The organism is Acinetobacter sp. R933-2, from assembly GCF_030325485.1.
Classification (GTDB): Bacteria; Pseudomonadota; Gammaproteobacteria; order Pseudomonadales; family Moraxellaceae; genus Acinetobacter; species Acinetobacter sichuanensis.
Genome location: NZ_JACAIJ010000008.1, coordinates 45,431 through 65,951 on the forward strand (window position 1 = coordinate 45,431; position 20,521 = coordinate 65,951).

20 protein-coding genes are annotated in these 20,521 nt (G+C 35.6%); 13 read left to right on the forward strand and 7 right to left on the reverse strand.

Annotation, left to right across the window (positions count from 1 at the left end):
- Positions 1-58: 58 nt before the first annotated feature.
- Positions 59-913 carry a taurine dioxygenase gene (gene tauD / locus HX005_RS10735; RefSeq protein WP_286377355.1) on the forward strand — a complete coding sequence of 285 codons (855 nt, stop codon included), beginning with the start codon at positions 59-61 and terminating at the stop codon, positions 911-913.
- Between the two features lie 93 nt (positions 914-1,006).
- On the opposite strand, the gene cysS is transcribed toward tauD, so the two are convergent.
- Positions 1,007-2,428: a cysteine--tRNA ligase gene (gene cysS, locus HX005_RS10740; protein WP_286377356.1), complete on the reverse strand. Its 1,422-nt coding sequence runs from the start codon at positions 2,426-2,428 to the stop codon at positions 1,007-1,009.
- A 185-nt stretch (positions 2,429-2,613) separates the two neighbouring features.
- Between cysS and HX005_RS10745 the strand changes: the two genes are divergently transcribed.
- The 9 genes from HX005_RS10745 (at position 2,614) to HX005_RS10785 (ending at position 9,406) form a co-directional block, all read left to right on the forward strand.
- Complete coding sequence (locus HX005_RS10745) at positions 2,614-3,468, forward strand: Hint domain-containing protein (RefSeq protein ID WP_286377357.1); 855 nt, start codon at positions 2,614-2,616, stop codon at positions 3,466-3,468.
- A 202-nt stretch (positions 3,469-3,670) separates the two neighbouring features.
- A complete protein-coding gene (locus tag HX005_RS10750; RefSeq protein ID WP_107009530.1) occupies positions 3,671-4,648 on the forward strand; it encodes a KpsF/GutQ family sugar-phosphate isomerase in 978 nt (325 codons plus the stop codon).
- Positions 4,649-4,651: 3 nt separating this feature from the next.
- Entirely contained in the window at positions 4,652-5,191 is a 540-nt protein-coding gene (locus HX005_RS10755; protein WP_107009529.1) for a KdsC family phosphatase, read from the forward strand.
- Positions 5,192-5,234: 43 nt separating this feature from the next.
- On the forward strand, positions 5,235-5,780 hold the full coding sequence (gene lptC / locus HX005_RS10760; protein ID WP_107009528.1) for an LPS export ABC transporter periplasmic protein LptC: 546 nt from the start codon (positions 5,235-5,237) through the stop codon (positions 5,778-5,780).
- Positions 5,767-6,333: a lipopolysaccharide transport periplasmic protein LptA gene (gene lptA / locus HX005_RS10765; RefSeq protein WP_107009527.1), complete on the forward strand. Its 567-nt coding sequence runs from the start codon at positions 5,767-5,769 to the stop codon at positions 6,331-6,333. The genes lptC and lptA overlap by 14 nt, the downstream gene beginning before the upstream one ends.
- Positions 6,333-7,079 carry an LPS export ABC transporter ATP-binding protein gene (lptB, locus tag HX005_RS10770; protein WP_107009526.1) on the forward strand — a complete coding sequence of 249 codons (747 nt, stop codon included), beginning with the start codon at positions 6,333-6,335 and terminating at the stop codon, positions 7,077-7,079. Before lptA ends, lptB begins: the two co-directional genes overlap by 1 nt.
- A gap of 147 nt (positions 7,080-7,226) precedes the next feature.
- Positions 7,227-7,823, forward strand: a complete 597-nt coding sequence (locus HX005_RS10775; protein WP_286377477.1) for an IMPACT family protein — start codon at positions 7,227-7,229, stop codon at positions 7,821-7,823.
- Entirely contained in the window at positions 7,816-8,430 is a 615-nt protein-coding gene (locus HX005_RS10780) for an acyltransferase (RefSeq protein ID WP_286377358.1), read from the forward strand. Before HX005_RS10775 ends, HX005_RS10780 begins: the two co-directional genes overlap by 8 nt.
- A gap of 133 nt (positions 8,431-8,563) precedes the next feature.
- Positions 8,564-9,406 (forward strand): universal stress protein, encoded by an 843-nt coding sequence (locus HX005_RS10785; protein ID WP_107009523.1) that lies wholly within the window; start codon positions 8,564-8,566, stop codon positions 9,404-9,406.
- 333 nt (positions 9,407-9,739) lie between these two features.
- On the opposite strand, the gene HX005_RS10790 is transcribed toward HX005_RS10785, so the two are convergent.
- The 3 genes from HX005_RS10790 to fdxA form a co-directional block, all read right to left on the reverse strand.
- Complete coding sequence (locus tag HX005_RS10790; protein WP_107009522.1) at positions 9,740-10,405, reverse strand: O-methyltransferase; 666 nt, start codon at positions 10,403-10,405, stop codon at positions 9,740-9,742.
- Between the two features lie 154 nt (positions 10,406-10,559).
- Positions 10,560-11,282, reverse strand: a complete 723-nt coding sequence (locus HX005_RS10795; RefSeq protein ID WP_107009521.1) for a M15 family metallopeptidase domain-containing protein — start codon at positions 11,280-11,282, stop codon at positions 10,560-10,562.
- Positions 11,283-11,416: 134 nt separating this feature from the next.
- Entirely contained in the window at positions 11,417-11,740 is a 324-nt protein-coding gene (gene fdxA / locus HX005_RS10800; protein ID WP_107009520.1) for a ferredoxin FdxA, read from the reverse strand.
- 412 nt (positions 11,741-12,152) lie between these two features.
- On the opposite strand from fdxA, the gene HX005_RS10805 reads away from it, so the two are divergent.
- Both HX005_RS10805 and HX005_RS10810 read left to right on the forward strand, forming a co-directional pair.
- Positions 12,153-12,716, forward strand: a complete 564-nt coding sequence (locus tag HX005_RS10805) for a hypothetical protein (protein WP_286377359.1) — start codon at positions 12,153-12,155, stop codon at positions 12,714-12,716.
- 284 nt (positions 12,717-13,000) lie between these two features.
- The gene (locus HX005_RS10810) at positions 13,001-14,566 is read left to right on the forward strand and encodes a fatty acyl-CoA synthetase (RefSeq protein ID WP_286377360.1); all 1,566 of its coding nucleotides are present in this window, start codon (positions 13,001-13,003) and stop codon (positions 14,564-14,566) included.
- 59 nt (positions 14,567-14,625) lie between these two features.
- Here the strand turns inward: HX005_RS10810 and mutS are convergent, their stop codons facing one another.
- The 3 genes from mutS to HX005_RS10825 all read right to left on the reverse strand — a co-directional run bounded on the left by mutS (position 14,626) and on the right by HX005_RS10825 (position 19,414).
- Positions 14,626-17,256 carry a DNA mismatch repair protein MutS gene (gene mutS / locus HX005_RS10815; RefSeq protein WP_286377361.1) on the reverse strand — a complete coding sequence of 877 codons (2,631 nt, stop codon included), beginning with the start codon at positions 17,254-17,256 and terminating at the stop codon, positions 14,626-14,628.
- 383 nt (positions 17,257-17,639) lie between these two features.
- Complete coding sequence (locus HX005_RS10820; protein ID WP_286377362.1) at positions 17,640-18,287, reverse strand: HAD-IB family hydrolase; 648 nt, start codon at positions 18,285-18,287, stop codon at positions 17,640-17,642.
- Complete coding sequence (locus HX005_RS10825) at positions 18,254-19,414, reverse strand: DUF1615 family protein (RefSeq protein WP_286377478.1); 1,161 nt, start codon at positions 19,412-19,414, stop codon at positions 18,254-18,256. The genes HX005_RS10820 and HX005_RS10825 overlap by 34 nt, the downstream gene beginning before the upstream one ends.
- A gap of 677 nt (positions 19,415-20,091) precedes the next feature.
- Here HX005_RS10825 and HX005_RS10830 point away from each other — a divergent pair.
- On the forward strand, positions 20,092-20,325 hold the full coding sequence (locus HX005_RS10830) for a hypothetical protein (protein ID WP_107009514.1): 234 nt from the start codon (positions 20,092-20,094) through the stop codon (positions 20,323-20,325).
- The last annotated feature ends 196 nt before the right edge of the window (positions 20,326-20,521 follow it).

The window sequence follows — 20,521 nt, forward strand, 5'->3', positions numbered from 1 at the left end:
AATGATCAGCTAATAAATTGAAAGTATATATTTTATTTAATTAATGATTTAAAAGAGAATGACCGTGAGCTTTGAAATTCAATCCATTCAACCGAATATTGGCGCAATTATTTCAGGTGTGGATTTAAACCAGTTATCTGAGGAACAAGTAGGCTTGATCCATCAAGCATTGCTCAAACATCAGGTAATCTTTTTTAGAAATCAAAAGCTTGAACCTCAGGCTCAAGCAGAGTTAGCACGTAGTTTTGGCGATTTACATATTCATCCGATTTATCCGACAGTTGAAGGCGTCAAAGAAATTATTGTGTTGGATAGTCATCGTCAAGATTTGCGCGATAATGAACTTTGGCATACAGATGTGACTTTTAGCCAAACACCACCGTTAGGCTGTGTATTGCAAGCGATTAAAATTCCTGAAGTGGGTGGAGATACATTGTGGGCAAGTGGTGTATCTGCATTTCGTTTATTAGATGAAAAATTAAAAGAAAAACTCAGAAATTTGACAGCAGAACATGATATTCGCAAGTCTTTCCCATTAGAACGTTTTGCTTCAACACCAGAAGAAAAAGAAAAACTAGAAGCAACATTTCGTAAAAATCCACCTGTGACACATCCTGTTATTCGTACACATCCTGAAACTGGTGAAGAATCGCTATTTGTGAGTGAAGGATTTACGACAAAAATTCATGAGCTAGATGAAGCGGAAAGCCATGAATTATTGGAGTTTTTATTTAAATATACCACTCAAGAAGATTTTCATGTGAGATGGCAGTGGAAAGAGGGTGATGTCGCAATTTGGGATAATCGCTGTACACAACATAAAGCATTGTTTGATTATGGCGATGCGCATCGTATTATGCGTCGTGCAACGGTTTTGGGTGATGTGCCTTATTATCAACAAGCAGCTTCTTAAACGTTATTTTTCAAATAAAAAAACCTGATCAATTGATCAGGTTTTTCTTAAGGCAGATTCAAAAGCCAAGTAAATTATAATAGACTGATAAAATTAATCTGCACGACGCCAAATTGTACCTTGACGAGTATCTTCAAGTACCACACCTTGATCTAACAATGACTGACGAATTTGATCTGCTTTGGCAAAGTCTTTGGCTTTTTTCGCATCGACACGTTGTTGAATAAAATCAGCAATTTGCTCTTCAGATAAAGCCAATGCTTCCTGACCAATATCTGACTTTAAGAAGTCATCCACATCATGTTGACCTAGACCTAAAATATTGGTCAAGTGACGTAAAGTCGAGTAGTAAATCGCAGATTGCTCAGCATTTTCTTCTTTGACAGCACGGTTTAATTCTCTAATCACTTCAAATAACACTGCAAGCGCTTCTGAAGTATTAAAGTCATCACGCATGGCTGTATTAAAGCGTTCAACTAAGGTTGTTTCCAAAGTTTCAACAACGGTATTGCCATACACTTGCTCATAGGCTTTAAAAGCATGATAAAAACGCGTTAAGGCATTTTTGGCTTCTTTAAGTGCAAAGTCAGAGAAGTTAACAGGGCTACGATAGTGCGAAGACACAATAAAGTAGCGAATCACTTCAGGATGGAATTTTTCCATTACGTCACGAATGGTAAAGAAATTGCCCAAAGACTTTGACATTTTCTCACCATCGACATTGATGAAACCCACATGCATCCAATAATTGACATATTGTTCGCCTGTTGAAGCTTCAGATTGTGCGATTTCATTTTCATGATGCGGGAAAGTTAAGTCTGAACCACCACCGTGAATATCGAAATGATTGCCTAAGCAGCAAGTCGACATTGCCGAACATTCAATATGCCAACCCGGACGACCATTGCCCCAAGGTGAAGCCCAAGACGGTTCATTTTCTTTGGCATGTTTCCAGAGTACAAAGTCAAACGGATGTTTTTTCTCTACTTCAACATCGACACGTTCAGACGCACCTGCTTGCATATCTTCAAGTTTACGACCTGAAAGACGACCGTATTTGGCAAATTTTTCAACTTCAAAATAGACATCCCCATTACTTGATGGATAGGCTGTACCTTTATTAACAAGGTTGCCGATCATATCTTGCATTTGGTCGATGTAGTCTGTTGCACAAGGTGCTTCATCAGGTTCAGCGCAGCCCAAGCGTGCTGCATCATCATTCATTGCGGTAATAAAACGATCGGTCAAAGCCGTAATACTTTCGCCATTTTCATTGGCACGGGCAATGATTTTGTCGTCAATGTCGGTAATGTTACGTACATATTTAACTTGCCAACCTTGACTACGCAAAAAACGAATAATGTAGTCAAATGCAACCATCACACGTGCATGCCCAATATGACAGTAATCATAAACCGTCATACCACAGACATACATGTCGATTTGTCCTTCTTTACGGGGTACAAATTCAACTTTTTTACGTTGCTCAGAATTGTAAAGAACAAAAGGTTGCATAGGTCTTCTAAATGCTTCATTAAAATGGTGCTTCATCTTAACCTATGCGTTTTTTTTCATAAAGTTAAAATGAAAATAAAGATAGGGTTTTGATTGCATTTTTTGTTGAATGATTTTAAATAATGCTTGTTTTGAAAAATAACAAATTCCTATAAAAGAATGCTTTAAATGCTTGGGGAAATAAAATGAACAAAAATAGTGGTTTTGCTAAAGGTACATTGGCGCATACAAATAAAGGTTTAGTGCCAATACAGGAACTAAAAGTTGGGGATATGGTTTTATCCTTGTCAGAAAGTGGCGAAGGAGAGACAGCTTATAAGCGTGTAGTGAATACTTTTAAATCTGCTGAGAAAAAAGAGTTAATGGGAGGTCTGTTTGATATTTTCTGTACGGATGACCATCCATTTTGGGAAATTGGTAGAGGCTGGGTTCCATTGAAAGATATGTATTTGGATGGAAAAGGTGTTTTTACTTTATCTAATCTTCGTAGAAATGAATCGCCACTAAATAATAATATTGAAGGATCTTTACAGGTATTTGAAGTAGATGAAGGCACACATGATGTATTTAATTTAGGTGGTCTATATCTAGCACGCTCTGGTACGGAAGGTGTTGCTGTAGCTTATTTCAGTAATAATAAATATGACTATCGAGCAAAAGATGGTGGATATTTACTTATCGATTTTAGAAAATATCCTGCACAGTATATTCTAACAGATGATAATGATAGTCTTTTGGGCTATTGGAAAAATCAGTGTTATGAAAAATTCAATCTTGACAAAATTGAGGAAGAAAAAAATCAGTACATTGTCCTAAGGAAAGGACGAGATGATATCGAAATTGCAGAGTACTCCAAAATATTACACGATTTTGATTTACATGATCGTATTTATGCATATGAAAATCGAAATAATGTTGAACTATTGCAGGACATAGAAAAACGATTTGAAGGTGCTTTTTCAGATTATGTTTATAATATTGAAGTTGAAGATTATCACACGTATTTTGTAGGAAAATATGGTTATTGGGTACACCAATAACCTAAATAGAATGAATTTTAAAAATAGTTAAATCGGTCACTCTACATAAATTATGCACATTCATTGCTAAGAAAATGAAAATTATACATTTAGAAAATACCTTCGCTGCATAGCTATGATAAAATTGCCAAAATTATTTTTTGCTTGCAGCGAGTGATCCTCTCTGCAAAGATCAGGTAAATCGACTTTGAATCCTACAAACATGCCGAATCAGATTGATTTTCAAAAAGTTGCACTCGAAACCCTCAGCATCGAAGAGCATGCTTTAGAAGTCCTAGCATCTCAAATTGATGAACGCTTTAGCCAAGCCTGTGAAATTATTTTACAGTGTAAAGGACGTTTAGTGATCACGGGAATGGGTAAGTCAGGTCATATTGGACGTAAAATGGCAGCGACTTTTGCATCGACAGGAACACCATCCTTCTTTATGCATCCTGGTGAAGCAGGGCATGGCGACTTAGGTATGTTGGTCAAAGGAGATGTGTTGATTGCGATTTCTTACTCAGGAAAAAGCGATGAAATCATGATGTTGATGCCATTGATCAAACATGTGGGTGTGCCTTTAATTACCATTAGCGGTCATGACAAAGGACCAATGCCACAAAATGCAGATGTTGCTTTGACTTTGGGTGATATTCAAGAGGCATGTCCACTAGGGCTTGCACCGACTTCAAGTACCACAGCAACTTTAGTTTTAGGTGATGCACTTGCAGTTGCGCTATTAGAAGCACGTGGTTTTACTTCGGACGATTTTGCACGTTCACATCCAGCAGGGGCGTTGGGCAAACGTTTGTTATTGCATGTCAAACATTTAATGCATACAGGCGAAGAACTACCAAAAGTATCACCTGATACACCAATGAATAAAGTATTGTATGAAATTTCCAATAAACGTTTAGGTTTAACCACCATCGTCGATGAAAATGATACTTTGCTCGGGATTTTTACCGATGGTGATTTACGTCGTTTAATTGATAAACAACAAGGTTTTGATGTGAACTTGGCGGTGTCTGAAGTGATGATTCAACATCCATCTACCATTTCGCAAGAAGCACGTGCAGTTGAAGCTTTAGAAAAGATGAACGAAAAGAAAATTAACCAATTTATTGTGGTTGATGATGCCAATAAAGTCATTGGTGTAATCAGTATGCATGACCTAATCCAAGCAGGAGTAAACTAAACCATGGCTTCTTATGTTTTATTAGAGCAAGCACGTCATATTGAAGCTTTGGTTTTAGATGTAGATGGTATTTTAAGTGATGGTTTTGTGACTTTGACCAATACAGGTGACGAAATTAAATCTTTTGATATCCGTGATGGTTTGGGTATGAAATTGGTGCAGCAAGCAGGGATCAAAGTCATCATTATTACGGGTCGAAAAAGTAATATTGTTGAAAAACGGATGTCTGACTTAGGCGTAGATTTGGTTTTTCAAGGTCGTGAAGACAAAGGTGTTGCTTTACGTGAAGCCTGTGCGCAGTTCGGACTTGATCCTGAAGATTGTTTATATATGGGTGATGATTGGCCTGATCTTTCTGCATTTGCAATCGCAGGTATGAAAGTGACTGTACCAAATGGTCATGTTGAAGTTCGTCGTCGCGCAGACTTGGTCACACAGGCAATGGGTGGGCGCGGTGCGGTACGTGAGGTTTGTGATATGTTACTGATGTCTAAAGGTGTTTACCAAGCACTACTTGAAAAATATACAACAATCCCACATTAATAGAGAAGTCCTGCATTTAAATTCAATATGTTGATTATTATTTATGGATACTAAAGTTTTGTATGTCACTGCTGTACTGATCGCTGCTGTCAGTGGTGGTTATTACTATTACAGTGGAAAAGGCAATAAGTTAGATGCCAATGCTGCACAGAGCATGACCTATTCTGCTGAAGGTATTCATGTCTTACAAACTGATGAAAAAGGTGATTTGCATCTTCGAGCGACTGTAGATCATTTAGAGCAAGATCTGAAAAAAGAAACTGCAACGTTAGTCAACCTGAATGCATCAATGTATGAAAATAACCAAGTGAATTCGACATTTTATGCCAAACAAGCCAATGGTTATGATGATAATGAAAAAGTGGTTTTAAAAGGGCAGGTGAAAGCAACTAAATTAGGTGAACAGGGGCAAATGGTCTTTTTAACGGATGAGTTAACAAGTTATCCAAAACGGCAGGTTTTAGAAACAACTCATCAAGTCACTGTAACTGCGCCTAATGCATCATTTATTAGCCAAGGTTTAAATGCAAATTTAAGCACAGGCGAATACGAATTTACACATATTCGAGGAAAGTATGTACCTAACTAAATATTTATCCCAACCACAAACTTTCCTAAAACAGTCTTTGTGGCTTGCAGGTTTACTCTGTGTTTCAGCAAGTTCTTTTGCCTTGCCATCTGACCGTAATCAACCGATTTCGTTATTGGCTGACCGAGCAACCTATAATGAAAAAACGGGTGTCACAACTTATTCAGGTAATGTTGTGATTGAGCAAGGAACAATGAAGTTACAAGCGGCTTCTATTGTGGCGCAGCTTAATAAAAGTAAACAAATTAGTACCATTACTGCAACAGGCTCACCTGCAAAATTTCAGCAACAGGTCGATACTGCAAAAGGTGTGGCACGTGGTGAAGCACAAAAGATTATCTATGATGCTGAAACAGGTTTGATTAACTTGATTGGTAATGCTTATCTTTACCAAGATGGCGCGAGTATTCGTAGTGGTACTTTAAAGTACAGTATGAATAAGGGTGATATTGAAGCCAACGGTGGTACTGGTTCTACAGGAACACCAAAAAGTCGAGTTCAAATTATCATTCCGCCAAATGGCAGTAAATCTTTCCCAGGGGCACGTGATTAATGAGTCAGGCATTAAACCAACCACAAACCTTATGTATTAAGCATTTGGCGAAAGTTTATAATAAACGTTGGGTGGTAAAGGACGTTTCTTTTAGCATGCAAAGTGGTCAAATTGTTGGCTTACTTGGACCAAACGGTGCAGGGAAAACCACAAGTTTCTATATGGTGGTTGGTTTAGTGCGTATGGATAAGGGTGAAATTCATTTAGATAATGAAGATATTTCAGACCTTGCTATGCACCAACGTGCAAGAAAAGGCATTGGCTATCTACCACAAGAAGCCTCTATTTTTAGAAAGTTAAGTATTTCTGAAAATATTATGGCAATTTTAGAAACACGTAAAGACCTCAACAAACAACAGCGCCAACAAAGACTGCAAGAGCTGTTGGAGGACTTTAAAATCACACATATCAAAGACTCTTTGGGAATGAGTGTGTCTGGTGGTGAGCGCCGTCGTGCTGAAATTGCACGTGCTTTAGCAGCCGACCCAAAATTTATGTTACTTGATGAACCATTTGCGGGCGTCGATCCAATTTCTGTTGGTGATATTAAAGATATTATTCGTCAGCTGAAAGATCGTGGCATTGGTGTACTCATTACCGATCATAATGTGCGTGAAACATTAGCCATTTGTGAACATGCCTATATTGTGAGTGAGGGTGCTGTTATCGCAGAAGGTTCGCCAAGTGATGTACTCGCCAATGAAACTGTACGTGAAGTTTATTTAGGTGATGATTTTACAGTCTAGTATAATATTTCTAATTTAATTTGTGACTTAATTTGCGATTTAAATAATTGAAAAAGAGAGCATTATGACTCTCTTTTTTTATTGCTGAAATTTAAAAAAAACACGTTATACTAAGTTTGCTGATTGATTATTGTTAATTTTAGTTTTATGCCATTTACTCTTGTATCCGAAGTTTTTTTTGAAGAAGACATTAAAAAGAGTCGCTTTCAGGCGATTGCTGCACCTGTTGAAAATGAACAAGAGATCAAAGCCTTTTTAGAAAAACATTTAGATTTGACAACAACACATCAATGTTGGGCATGGAAAATTGGGCATAATGTTCGTTTTAACGATGATGGTGAACCTTCAGGAACAGCAGGTCGCCCAATTTTAGCAACAATTGAAGGAAATGAACTGACCAATGTGATTGTATTGGTTAACCGTTGGTATGGTGGGATTAAACTCGGTACAGGGGGCTTAGTCCGTGCTTATGGAGGATGTGCTGGACAATGCCTGCTATTGGCTGAGAAAATTGAATTAATTGAAAAGAAAAATGTAAAATTTAACTGCATTTTTAATGAGTGGGCAATTTTTCAATATGAGCTAAATCAACAACAGATAGAATATACAGAACAATATAGCGCAGAGGGTGTAGAAATTATTGCGCGTTTACAGTTGCATCAGATTGAACCCTTAGCAGATAAAATTCAATATGTTACACGTGGACGAGAAAGTTTAAAGCTTATGGATGATGCAAATGACTGAAAACCGCTTATTAAAATACCGTGATCAGCATAAGCATCGTTTGAATTATATGCCATGGTTATATTATTCACTCAAGCCAAAAAATAAAGTCTGGGCAGAAGCTTGGCAAAAGGAATATCAAACTTACTTAATGGAAATGGAAACGGTAGAAATTGGAGAAAATTGTTTTATTTCGCCTTTGGCACATATTTTTGCAGAACCTGGACGAACGATAAAAATAGGTGACAATACTTTTATTGCAGCTGATTGTACTTTGCATGGTCCTTTAGAGATCGGCAATGAAGTCGCGATTAATCATCATTGCATTTTAGATGGTGGGCGTGTTGGAATTAAATTGCATGATCAAGTACGGATTGCAGCTTATTGTCATTTATATGCTTTTGATCATGGTATGGATTTGGCACAGCCTATTTATCAGCAAGCCGTCACTTCACAAGGGATTGAAATAGGAAGCGATGTCTGGCTTGGCGCACATGTTGGAATTAAAGATGGTATAAAAATTGGCGCACATGCAGTTGTAGGGATGAATAGTATGGTCACAAAAGATGTAGCTGAAAAAGAAATTGTTGCAGGTAATCCAGCACGTTTTATTCGATATCGTGATTAGCTTAACATTTTGTACAAATTAATCATTTATTCATTCAATTAATTACATGAACGCGTTCCAACCAATCAAAAAGTTATGTTACTTTTAGGATAGAGAAATAGACCTAGGGCGAAAATGCCAAAGAGAGGCTAAGATGAAACGAGTGATTGCATGTATTGATTCTTCACCTTGTATCAATGCTTTAGCAGAGGCAGCAGCATGGATTGCGCAAAAAACGAATCGAGAATTGGTACTTCTTCAAGTGCTTGATTATTATCCTGCAAGTTATCATCTAGGTGAAATTAGTGGTGTGATTGGCTTTGAAAGTAATGCAATGCTACTCAAAGAGCTTGCTGAGCTAGAGCAAAAACAAAGTGAATTAGCACTTGATTATAGTAATAATTTATTACAACACATTTCAACGATGATTCAGCAAAAATATGGCATTGTTCCAAGTCATATACAAGAAAAAGGTGATTTCTTAGAGCAAGGTTTTAATGTTCTTCGCGAAGATGATTTTGTTGTGATCGGGCGTGTAGGTGAGCGTTCGGCAGAGAAAAATAAAAGTATTGGGAGTAATGTCGAAAACTTTATCAGAGGTGCTAAATGTACCGTATTAACGGTTGGTGAAAACTTTAAAGCACCTACACGATTTATTTTTGCCTATGAATACTCTGAAACTTGTCAAAAAATGTTAGAGCGTGTGGAAAAAAGTGATTTACTACGGCAGTTACAATGTCATTTAGTCTATGTCGGTGATCACCCTGAGATTTTAAATGAACCTGCAAAACGTTTAAAAGAAGCAGGCTTAGATGTTGTGGTTGAATATCGTTATGGTGATGTCGCTGAAAATATTTTGGACTATCAAAATCAGCATCAAATTCAACTGATTGTCTTAGGCGCATTTAGCCATAGTAAAATTCATCAATTTTTCTTAGGTAGTGTAACCACAACAATATTCCGTAATGCCAATGTGCCTTTATTGGTCGTGAAATAAAGCTCTACAGGGGTCTCATTAGACGTTAAAAAATGGCTTTGCTGAATGATCACGCACATTGTTTTAGCTCAATTGATGATGAGATCCTACTTTATTTTTAAAAAATGGTTAAAAATAATCTTGGCTAAATATGTGTTGTGTAAAAAATGATCTTTGTTGAATATTAATTATATTTCAATAGTTTATTTTAAAATAAAAAAGTTATCCACAACTCTACAAACAAGTTAGGTGGATAACTTTTTTGAAAGAAATGAGATGAAAAATGATCATCTCTTTAATTTTGATTTAAAAGTACAATATCACGAATATATATACATATTATGTATATAACAATTATTTGACAATTGCAATCGCAAAACCATCATGTCCTTTGCTGCCTACAGTTTGTAACGCTGTGCATGATAAAATTTTAGGGTGATTTTGCATTGCTTTATACATTTCACGAATGCCTTCAATGCTTGGTTTGTGGTTGTCAGGATTTAAAATATCGCCTGAACGAATCACATTGTCTAAAACAATAATCGTTCCAGCGTGTGATAAATTCAGACTTAATTCCAAATATTCAGGATAACTTTGTTTATCTGCATCAACAAAAATAAAATCAAAGGGTTCAGTATCGGCAGGTAATGCTTTTAAAATGTCCGCAGCACGCCCAACTTTTAAGTCAACTTTTTGAGGTAGCTGAGCATTATCAATATTTTCTTGTCCTAAAGCAGCATGGGTATCTCGACCTTCAATTGTCAAAATATAACCATCTTCAGGCAAGGCACGTGCAAGCCACATTGTACTGTATGCTGCGAACGTTCCTAACTCTAAAACTCGTTTGCATTTGTTCATCTGAATCAACATTTGCAACAGCATGCCTTGATTGGGTGCGACAGCGAGATGATCAGGAAAACCACGTTCATCTGTATGTTTTAAAGTTTGAGTCAGAATTGGATCATCTGGAATTAAATGTGATTCGATATAAGCATCGATGTCTGACCACATTTGTTGCATATTATGTCACCTGAATTGAATCGTCACTATAGAGCTAGGTGCATTTTAAACTTTTAAAAGCAGAGTGCAATTCATGTTGATATTTTTCGGCTCGATTTATCTTGCAAATATAAAAAAAGAGGTCAGTAGACCTCATTTTAAATACAGCATATTTTTAAAAATTACACATTGAACTATTGCGACTGAGGTCTGGTCCCCAAGTTCGATAACCTTGTGTATCAATATGGATTTGACCCGAAGCATATAGACCTAAGCCCATATTGAAGTTTTGCCCATACTGTGACCAAAATTGACAGAGCTTAAATTTGGTATTTTCAATATAAGCATAATCTTGCGGTTGTGGATAAGCAGAACCTATACGAAAGTCGATTGCAGAGTTAAATAAATGACGTGAAGAACCAGCACCACCAGCACATTGATTCAAAGGTAAATCACGATAAACTGAAGTAACTTCAAAGTCTGTTAATACTTTAGATGCAACTAAGTATTTAAAAACACGTAAAGTTTGAATCTGATTAGACCAAACTTCACGGCTTGGAATCATATATTCAGAGCGACCACATTTTTGCCAATCACGTGCTGTTCTAAACAGTTCAAAACTTGGAATAATATTCGCGACATTATTTTGTTCTAAAAAGCGTTCATATTCACGAGCACGAGCTTGGTTATCATCTTGCATCAACCAATAGCGATAAGAAGCAGGCAATACCTTTTGCGGTACCGTATGCTGAATCACGACTTTTTCTTGAGGTATATAAATACGTTGGCTTTGGGTTGGTGTTCCGATGGTCTGACCTTTTTGAGGGGTGGATGAACATCCGATCATCATCATTGGAACTATGCTGATTGCAAATAAGCCCTTCAAAATATCTTTCATTTTATATATGTGCTTGTGAGTTAACGAGCTATTTTATGCTAATTTTTAGCAGCAAATCTGTATAAATTGCAAACAAATGTACAATTTCAGTTGGATTTATAAAAAAAGACCAGCTGGGCTGATCTTTTTCTTGATTACTTCTCTAAATATTGAAGTTTATCTGGTTTACCATTCCATTCTTCACGGTCTTCTGGCTGATCGCCAATTTGTGTGATGTTTGGCCATTTTTCAGCAAGTTCAGCATTAAGCTCAATAAAGACTTCCTGACCTTCTGGTAACTCATCTTCAGAAAAAATTGCATTTGCAGGGCATTCTGGTTCACACAATGCACAATCAATACATTCATCAGGGTTGATGACAAGAAAGTTAGGTCCTTCATAGAAGCAGTCAACAGGGCATACTTCTACGCAGTCTTGATATTTACACTTAATACAATTTTCAGTGACAACAAAGGTCATGGCGTCAGCTACCTAAAAATATGGTTCTAATTAATAATGGTGTATTTTAGGCAAAAACTGATGCAACTAACAATTCCTTTTATTGATATTTGTTATATAAATGGCTGTTAAATTCAAGGTAAAATCAATAAATTGGTTATTATTTGCTCTAAGTGACCTGATATCATGTTAAATTGCATATATAGCATTTATTAAGAATAGTTTAGCTGATTTTATTGGAAGTAAGTGAGGTGCATGGCTTGGTCATCATATTGTGGTTATAAAGTGGGATAACCTATATTTCGGTACTCAATTTAAAAAATAAAAAATAATTTTTAAAGCGTGAAAAACATCACGGTTTTTAAATTTTGGTTATGTTGTATATTAAAAGCGAGATACAGCATAAATAAACTCAAAAGGGTATATGCTTAAAATGAATAAATATTATATTTTCATCCTCACCTTGTTAGGGTTTTACCAAACGCATGCTCAGGTGCTTGAACCTACTCAGCAAATGATCACTGATAGTTTCACATGTGTAGCGAATGAAAAAGAGAGTACAAATGTTTTAAACTATTTAAATCGGCATAAGCAAGAAATGACGGATCATGAAGTTCAAAAACTCGATTTTCCTGAAAAATATGCAGTGCTTAAGCAGCCTGTTCGTATTTTAGGTATGACAGCTCAATATTATGCAGTGAATAAGGTCGAAGTAGATAAAAATCATCAATTTATGACATTTAGTTTGTATATTCCACATCAAAACTCTCTTCAGTTGATTGAAACATTAGCAAAAAAATACCAAGCAGTGCCAGACCAAGAATCTCATCAGATGTTTAAAGAACAAGGCTTAAATATTCGTATGTATCATTTAAGTGAAACCCAAACAGAGAAATACAAACGCCAACTTACAATGAATAATGCATGGTTGCCAGATGAGCAGCATAATCCTTGGGCATTTGTTGAAATTTCATGTGCGTATATACCTAAACAATAAAATAGCCATAAAACCTTTTGAGTTTGAATATTTGGAATTTGATTGATTATTCAACTAGTTAAATTTGAAGAATATGAACTCAAGAGGTTAAATTTTTTATTGAAAAATCATCAGTCGTTATCTTGATTAAAAATACAACAATGTTAAATTCTAGTAAGAAACTTAGATAAGTTTTCTTTTTGTTCAAAAAAATGAGATGAGTTAGCTCATGTTTTCAATAAGTTAAAAGTATAAGTTTTGGTAATAATCAATATTTAAATTTAAAGCTGCAAAGGATTTGCAACATGATTAAAAATGATATTCAACGCGCCCGTCGTATGCATATTGCCGATATTCCTACTCGAAGCGCTCAGCGTTTTGGTCATAAAACGGCTTTAGTTGATCAAGATCAGCGTATCAGTTTTAGCGAGTTTGATCGCTATGTTGAACAAATTGCCATGCATATGCATGCACAAGGCTTATGCAAAGGCGATAAAATCATGCTTTTTTCGCATAATTGTTGGCAATTTCCTGCGATTTTATATGCAGCGGCACGACTTGGTGTCATTGGGGTGCCCATTAATTTTATGTTGAATGCAAAAGAAGTACATTATCTGTTGCAACATGCCCAACCTAAAATGTTGGTTGTCGAAGATGATTTGTGTGCGGTGATGGAACAGGCTTTAGAAAAAATTGACTTTACACGACCAAAGCAAGTGGTTCTTGATTTAAATCAACGCACTATATCTGCTCAATGGAAAAATTTTGAGGAATATTTGGTTCAAACTGAAATTAAATTACCTGATGTTGAACTACATGCTGATGATGCAATTCGTATGATGTATACCAGTGGTACAGAGTCTTTACCGAAAGGTGTTTTACTAAGTAGTGAGGCTTTAATGTCACAATATACCAGTTGTATGGTTGAAGGGAAAATGAGTTCAAATGATCGAGAAATTCATGCTTTTCCAATGTATCACTGTGCGCAGCTCGATGCTTTTTTAAATGTAGATCTGATTTTAGGTGCAACCAGTTATATTTTTAGACGTTTTGAGCCAGATGTTGTGTTGGAAATGATTTCAAAAGAAAAAATTACCAAATTATTTTGTCCTCCTACAGCTTGGATTGCACTCTTAAATGCTGAAAAATTTAATCCTGTTGAATTAACATCATTAAGTAAAGCTTATTATGGTGCTTCAGCAATGCCGAAAGCTGTGATTGAAACATTACTGGAAAAATTACCACATATTGGTTTTTGGCAGTTTTATGGTCAAACTGAAATGGCACCTGTCGCTACAGTATTACATCCAGAAGATCATTTTGAATACGCTGATTCTGTTGGAAAACCTGCATTTAATGTTGAAACACAAATTATGGATGAACATGGTGTGATTCTTCCACAAGGTGAAATTGGAGAAATCGTACATCGTAGTGTTCATTTAACTGTAGGATATGACCAAAATGATGAGAAAAATGCTGAAAGCTTTAAATATGGTTGGTTTCATAGTGGAGATTTAGGTTATTTTAATGAGCAAGGTTATTTATATGTGGTTGATCGTATTAAAGATATGGTCAAGTCAGGTGGTGAAAATGTATCAACACGTGAAGTAGAAGAAGTCATTTATCGTATTGAAGGCGTAAAAGAGGTAGCTGTATTTGGAACGGAACATCCACGTTGGATTGAGGCTGTGACTGCTGTTGTTATTCCACATCAAAATGTTCAATTAGATGAAAGAATGATTATGAACTTTTGTGCACAACATTTATCTGCTTATAAGATGCCTAAAATGATTTATTTTGATGATGTTTTACCCAAAAATGCCAGTGGTAAAATTTTGAAAAGAGAGCTAAAACAACAATTTCAATCCTAAAAATAATTTTTTGCATAAAAAACAGACCTTAGATAAGGTCTGTTTTGTTTATTGATTTATTAAGTGTTGAGTAACTCTTTTAATTGATAGAGTTGAGCAAGTGCTTCACGTGGTGTGAGATTATCGACATCTAAGTGTGCCAAAGCATCTAAAGCAGGAGATGGTTTTTCGATTTCAACGACTTTCTCAATCACATCAGGTTCAGTATTTATATCACTAAATAAATCATTTTGGACATTGCTATTATGCTGTTGCTGCTGTTTTTCCAAGATTTTTAAGCGTTTTTGTGCATCTTTGATGACACTCTCAGGAATGCCTGCCAGTTTGGCAACCTGTAAACCATGACTTTGACTTGCAGGACCTTTTTGAACTTTATGCAGTAAAATTAAATTTCCATTGAGCTCTTTTGCAGTCACGTGATAATTATCAATCGCATTTTCTTGTGCCAATTCAGTGAGTTCAAAATAATGCGTTGCAAATAAACATAAACATTTGATACGCTTAGTTAAATCAAGCACACATGCCCATGCCAGTGACAAACCATCATAGGTGCTCGTACCACGCCCAACCTCATCCATCAGAACCAAAGATTGATTGGTCGCATGATGTAAAATTTGAGATGTTTCAGTCATTTCAACCATAAAAGTTGATTTCCCTGAAGATAAATCATCGGCTGAACCAATACGGGTAAAAATACGGTCAATCGGTCCGAGTTGTGCTGACTTTGCAGGTACAAAACTACCGCAATAGGCGAGTAGGCTAATTAAGGCAGTTTGGCGCATAAAAGTCGATTTACCACCCATATTTGGACCCGTAATAATTGCCATACGATGATTAAAGTCTAAATGTGTATCATTCGGTGTAAATGGAGTTTTACTCAACGACTCTACAACAGGATGGCGACCCGCAATAATATTTACCCCAATCTCAGGACTATATTCTGGGCGATTCCAATGATTTAAACGTGCTTGATGAGCAAAATTTGCTAATAAATCAATTTGAGCAATGGCACTGCTCATCATTTGTAAATTAGCAATATCATCACGTAATTGTTCAAGTAGCATTTCAAATAGCATTTTTTCACGAGCAAGTGCGCGTGATTCGCTTGATAAGACTTTATCTTCAAAGGCTTTTAGTTCAGGGGTAATGTAGCGTTCAGCATTTTTTAAGGTTTGTCGGCGAATATAATGCTCAGGTGCTTGTTCTGCTTGGGCACGAGAAAGTTCGATATAATAACCACTTACACGGTTATAACCAATTTTTAAAGTATTAATTCCTGTGGCTTCTCGCTCTTGGATTTCAAGATCAATCAAGAATTGACCTGCATGATCTCGAATTTGACGTAGTTCATCCAATTCAAGATCGAAACCTTCAGCAATGACATTACCATCACGTAATAAAACAGGTGGATGTTCAACAATTGCTGACATTAAGTGTTGATGTAAGCCATTAAAATCACCTAATTCTTCATTGAGTTGTTGAATAAGAGATGTTTGAGGTGCTGTTAAAATGGGTTGAAGTGCATGTCTTAACAATGGGATTTGTGCACAAGCTTGACGTAATTGTACTAAATCACGTGGGCGAGCACTGCCCAAAGCAACACGACTTAAAACTCGCTCGATATCGCCAATGTCTTTGAGAACTAAACGTACTGGTGACTCATGATAACCTTTGATGAGTATTTCTATTGCATCTAAGCGCGCATCTAAAACCGCTGTATCACGCAGAGGTTGCATTAATGTACGACTGAGCAAACGCCCACCCATTGCCGTTTGGGTATCATTAATTAAGGAAAATAATGAAGTGCCATGTTCAAATAATGGATCAATTATTTCTAAGTTACGGCGAGTTACAGGGTCTAAAGCAATAAAATCAGTACTTTGTTCAAGCTTTATTGAGCGGATATGAGGTAAAGCCGTTTTTTGTGTTTCTTTGGCATAATGAATTAAAGATGCAGCAGCAGCTTTTGCAAGTGGTAAATGATCAATTCCAAAACCCGATAAGGTAGAAACGGCAAACTGATCACATAATGTTTTCTGTGCATTATTCAGATTAAAATCTACGTTTGGACGCTTGGTGATTGGGCATTCGATTTGTTTTTTTATTGATTCAATAATTTGTGTGTCAACTAAATCCTCGTCAATTAAAATTTCGCTTGGCATTAAACGTGCTAATTCTAAAGGTAGGGTTTCAGGTTTATATTCTTGTTGTTGAACTTTAAAAATACCTGCGCTTAAGTCGAGCAGGGCAATTCCCATTTGATTTTGTTGAACACACAAAGCCAGTAAATTTGAGCTTTGATGTGCAGTTAACAGGGCATCATCTGTTAAAGTTCCTGGGGTAATAATACGCACGACGGCACGTTCAACAGGTGCTTTTCCTGTAACTTCACCGACTTGTTCACAAATAACAACCGTTTCACCTTTTTTAACTAAGCGTGCTAAATAACCTTCAGCAGCATGATAAGGTACACCTGCCATTGGAATGGGGTCACCATTGGTTTTTCCACGATGGGTGAGGGTGATGCCTAATATTTTGGCAGCTTTTTTGGCATCATCAAAAAATAACTCGTAAAAATCACCCATACGATAAAACATTAATGCGTGTGGATGCTGTACTTTTAAATTTAGATATTGCTGCATCATTGGAGTATGGGATTGGATATTCGCTATGATATTATTATCAATCATTGTTATTAATTCCTTTATTTTCAATGTCTTTAAAAATATTTAGCATAAATAGATAATCCAAGAGTTAAGAGGAGATTTGAAAGTATGACCTGTCTAATTTTAAACAAGCCCTCATTTTTGATCAATATTGTAAAATGAGCAACTTGAAAGGATAACAAACAATTCAGACTTTCTCTAAGGATTAAGCTGACTTTGCGCATTCAGATAGAAGATGAAAAAAATACTGGTACGAAGTGAGGTGAAGAATGCTTTTATTCTTTATAAAATATGCCTAATTTTTTAGATGTGAATACTCAAAATCTAATGATCCGTGAATGATCGAATCTGGCTTTTGAGAGATATTATTTTGATTATATTTTGACTCAAATCGTTTTACATGATCTCTAAGCAAATTTTTTTTCTTCTTTAATGTAAGGTAATTTAGAATTTACCCCCACCATATATTTAAAATCTGCCAGACTAAGCATGTCTAAATCTTCCTCACTATTGCCATATGCATAAATTTTATTATATTGATTTAAATCATATTTTTCTAAAACTCTAAGTCTTTTTTGCTCGCAACTACAGTCCAGTGTCGAATATGATCCAGTAAATAGACCATTTTTAATCTCAGTACCTGTACAAATTAAATCGATATTTAAAATTTGACAAATTGCCTCAAGATAAATATCAATGGATGCTGAAACAAGTACAACATCATCGCCATTTTCTTGGTGGATTAATAATTGTTGATAGATTGCAGGGTCAAGTTGAGCCATTAAACGCGTTGAATATTCTTCTGCTAATTCTAAAATTTCATCAGCATCGGCATCTTTAAACATGGCTTTAAAGAGTTTTGGGCGCATTGCATCGGCAGGATAAACCTTTAAATAGTAGGCTTGAATCCAAGGCAAAATCTTAATACCTTGTTTAACAATATGTCGTTTTGATAAAGCATAGAAAATAAACCCTGTGAAACTGTCTTTTTTACACAAGGTTCCATCAAAATCAAATAAGGCTAGGTTTTTATGCGTTTTGCTCGTTGCATGCATGTTTCATATCGTCCGTTTACGCGGCTTGCATACCAGTTAGTATTATAATCACGGCTCAATTTTGGACCAGAAATGACTACTTCAGGCATAATAGCATAGATTGGCTCTTTTCCTGTTTTATCTTGATAAAGTTTAGAAACAGCAATATAAGTTTGTGTTTTTTCAAAACTTTTCTCTTTTTCTTTTTTTAGATCACTACGCAGTTGGCGCGGTGTGACTAAAATATTGTTTTTTGAAAATAAGGTGATAATGGCTTTTTCTGTTGTCGTCATTGTAGAACGAGGATCACCATTTTTATCATAAGAAAGTAAGTCACCATCTAGATCTAAATTAATATCAGATGATTTTTCAATCATTTTTTGGAAAGCTGCATTACGACTTGAATACATTCCCGAATTATAGTCTGCAAAACGATAAATTGGGTTGTCGTAATTTGTAGGGTAAATCATTAATCGATGTATACCATAATATAAGCCACCAAATTCAGTATAAAGGTCATCACGTAAAGCATTGGTGTTCATGCTTGTGCGTTTATGTTCTTTGGCATAGTTGATATGAACTTGCATCGAACCCAATGTAGTGATTGGATTTAATTTTTCAGCAAAATCCTGACCAACCAGTTTTGCAGCCCCTGTCAAAGCGCTGATATGATAATGTTTTGTCATATAATCAAAAATTTCACGATAAAGAACATCAAGCTCTTTTTCATTTTTGACACGACTCATTTGTTTAAGATAATTATCTTCAGGTGTCGGTTGGTTTTTTAGAACATCTTGGAAATAATTAGCGATAGGTCCACCAATTGTTGTTCCTAGCTTGTCCTCAAATTTTTCTTGTAAACGCGTACTGACTTCTTTAACGGCTTTATCGCCTAAACCGGGTACATTCGGATTTGCAATAAAGTTTGATTCTTGATCAACAACCGCAATAATTGTACAAATATTTTCCTTATTGCGTGGGATTTTTAATTCTTCAGTGATATCAAAAATGTCTTGAGCCCAAGATTTTCGATCATTGACTCGGTTAGGAATCAATTTACGAATTTGCTCACTTTCGAGTTCTGGTTCGTCATCATGTGACCACCAAGAGCCATTGCCACAAGCGCTGAGCCCCAGTACTAAGACCATTAAACTTGCAGAGCGAAGAAAGTTTTTTTGTCGAGCAATTTTTTTCATACTAACGAAAACACGCTTAGAAATGGATGAGCAGGGTGAAGCAGCAAATTATACTATGTCTTAGTTTAAATGTATGAATATATATTGTATACGCATCTGGCAGTAATACAGTGAGCTATAGCCCTAACACGTAGTGAATGATGAATATAAAATAATTTCAAAAGGTACAATAATTTAAAATATATAGATGATTTATTCTTTAGTTTTATTAAAGAATAAATCAGAGATGAACGGATGTTTTCTTATTGATAGATGAATTAAACTGTTTGTTTAGTATATTTAAATATTGTCGTATTTAATTTTTTAGTATTTTATTCTTGAATAAAACATTAATATCATTTTTTGTCTTGAGTTAATATGTTAATAATCAGGTGTTTGTGTATTTTTATTGCTGGATTTTAAATTTGTTTTAAAAAAAATAGATCAAATGTAAATTTTTATTGATTAAAATGAGACCTATTTTAACTTGGTATTTTTTGTTAAACCGTTTTGTCAGAAAATAGAATACTATAACATTGATGTAGATAATCCCCAATTATCTACATAACTTTTTATACCTGCGTCTTTTGGCTGCAGGTTTTTTTTACTATATGGTTAATACTTTATAATAATTTATTGAAGGCGGTAAGATGAATATATGTATAGGCGGTTGTTGGCATGGTAGTAAATTACTCAAAGATGAGGAAAATGGCTATTTTCTTGCAAAGGATAAAGTCACTGGTAAGCCAACCACATATGAGAGAGCAGTTTTGAAAGTTGGAGAAGAAATGTATGTTTTTTGGATCGCAGATGATCTGAGTCATTTGGAAGCAAATGAAAAGATCAAAATTTATCTGGACAAAGTCAAGCAAGCTTTAGAATAAAAATTTCATAAGATGATTAAGCCTCCTATTTTGGAGTTTTTTTTATTCTAGCGAGGCAAAGTCTCTTATTTTAAAACACACCTACAAATTCTTTTCCCCAAATTTCCCCAATAAAAGAACCTGTAGGTGTGTTTATTATTTTTCATAGTTATTGGTTTTGAGTATAGCGATAATAAAATAAAACTCAAGTAAGCTA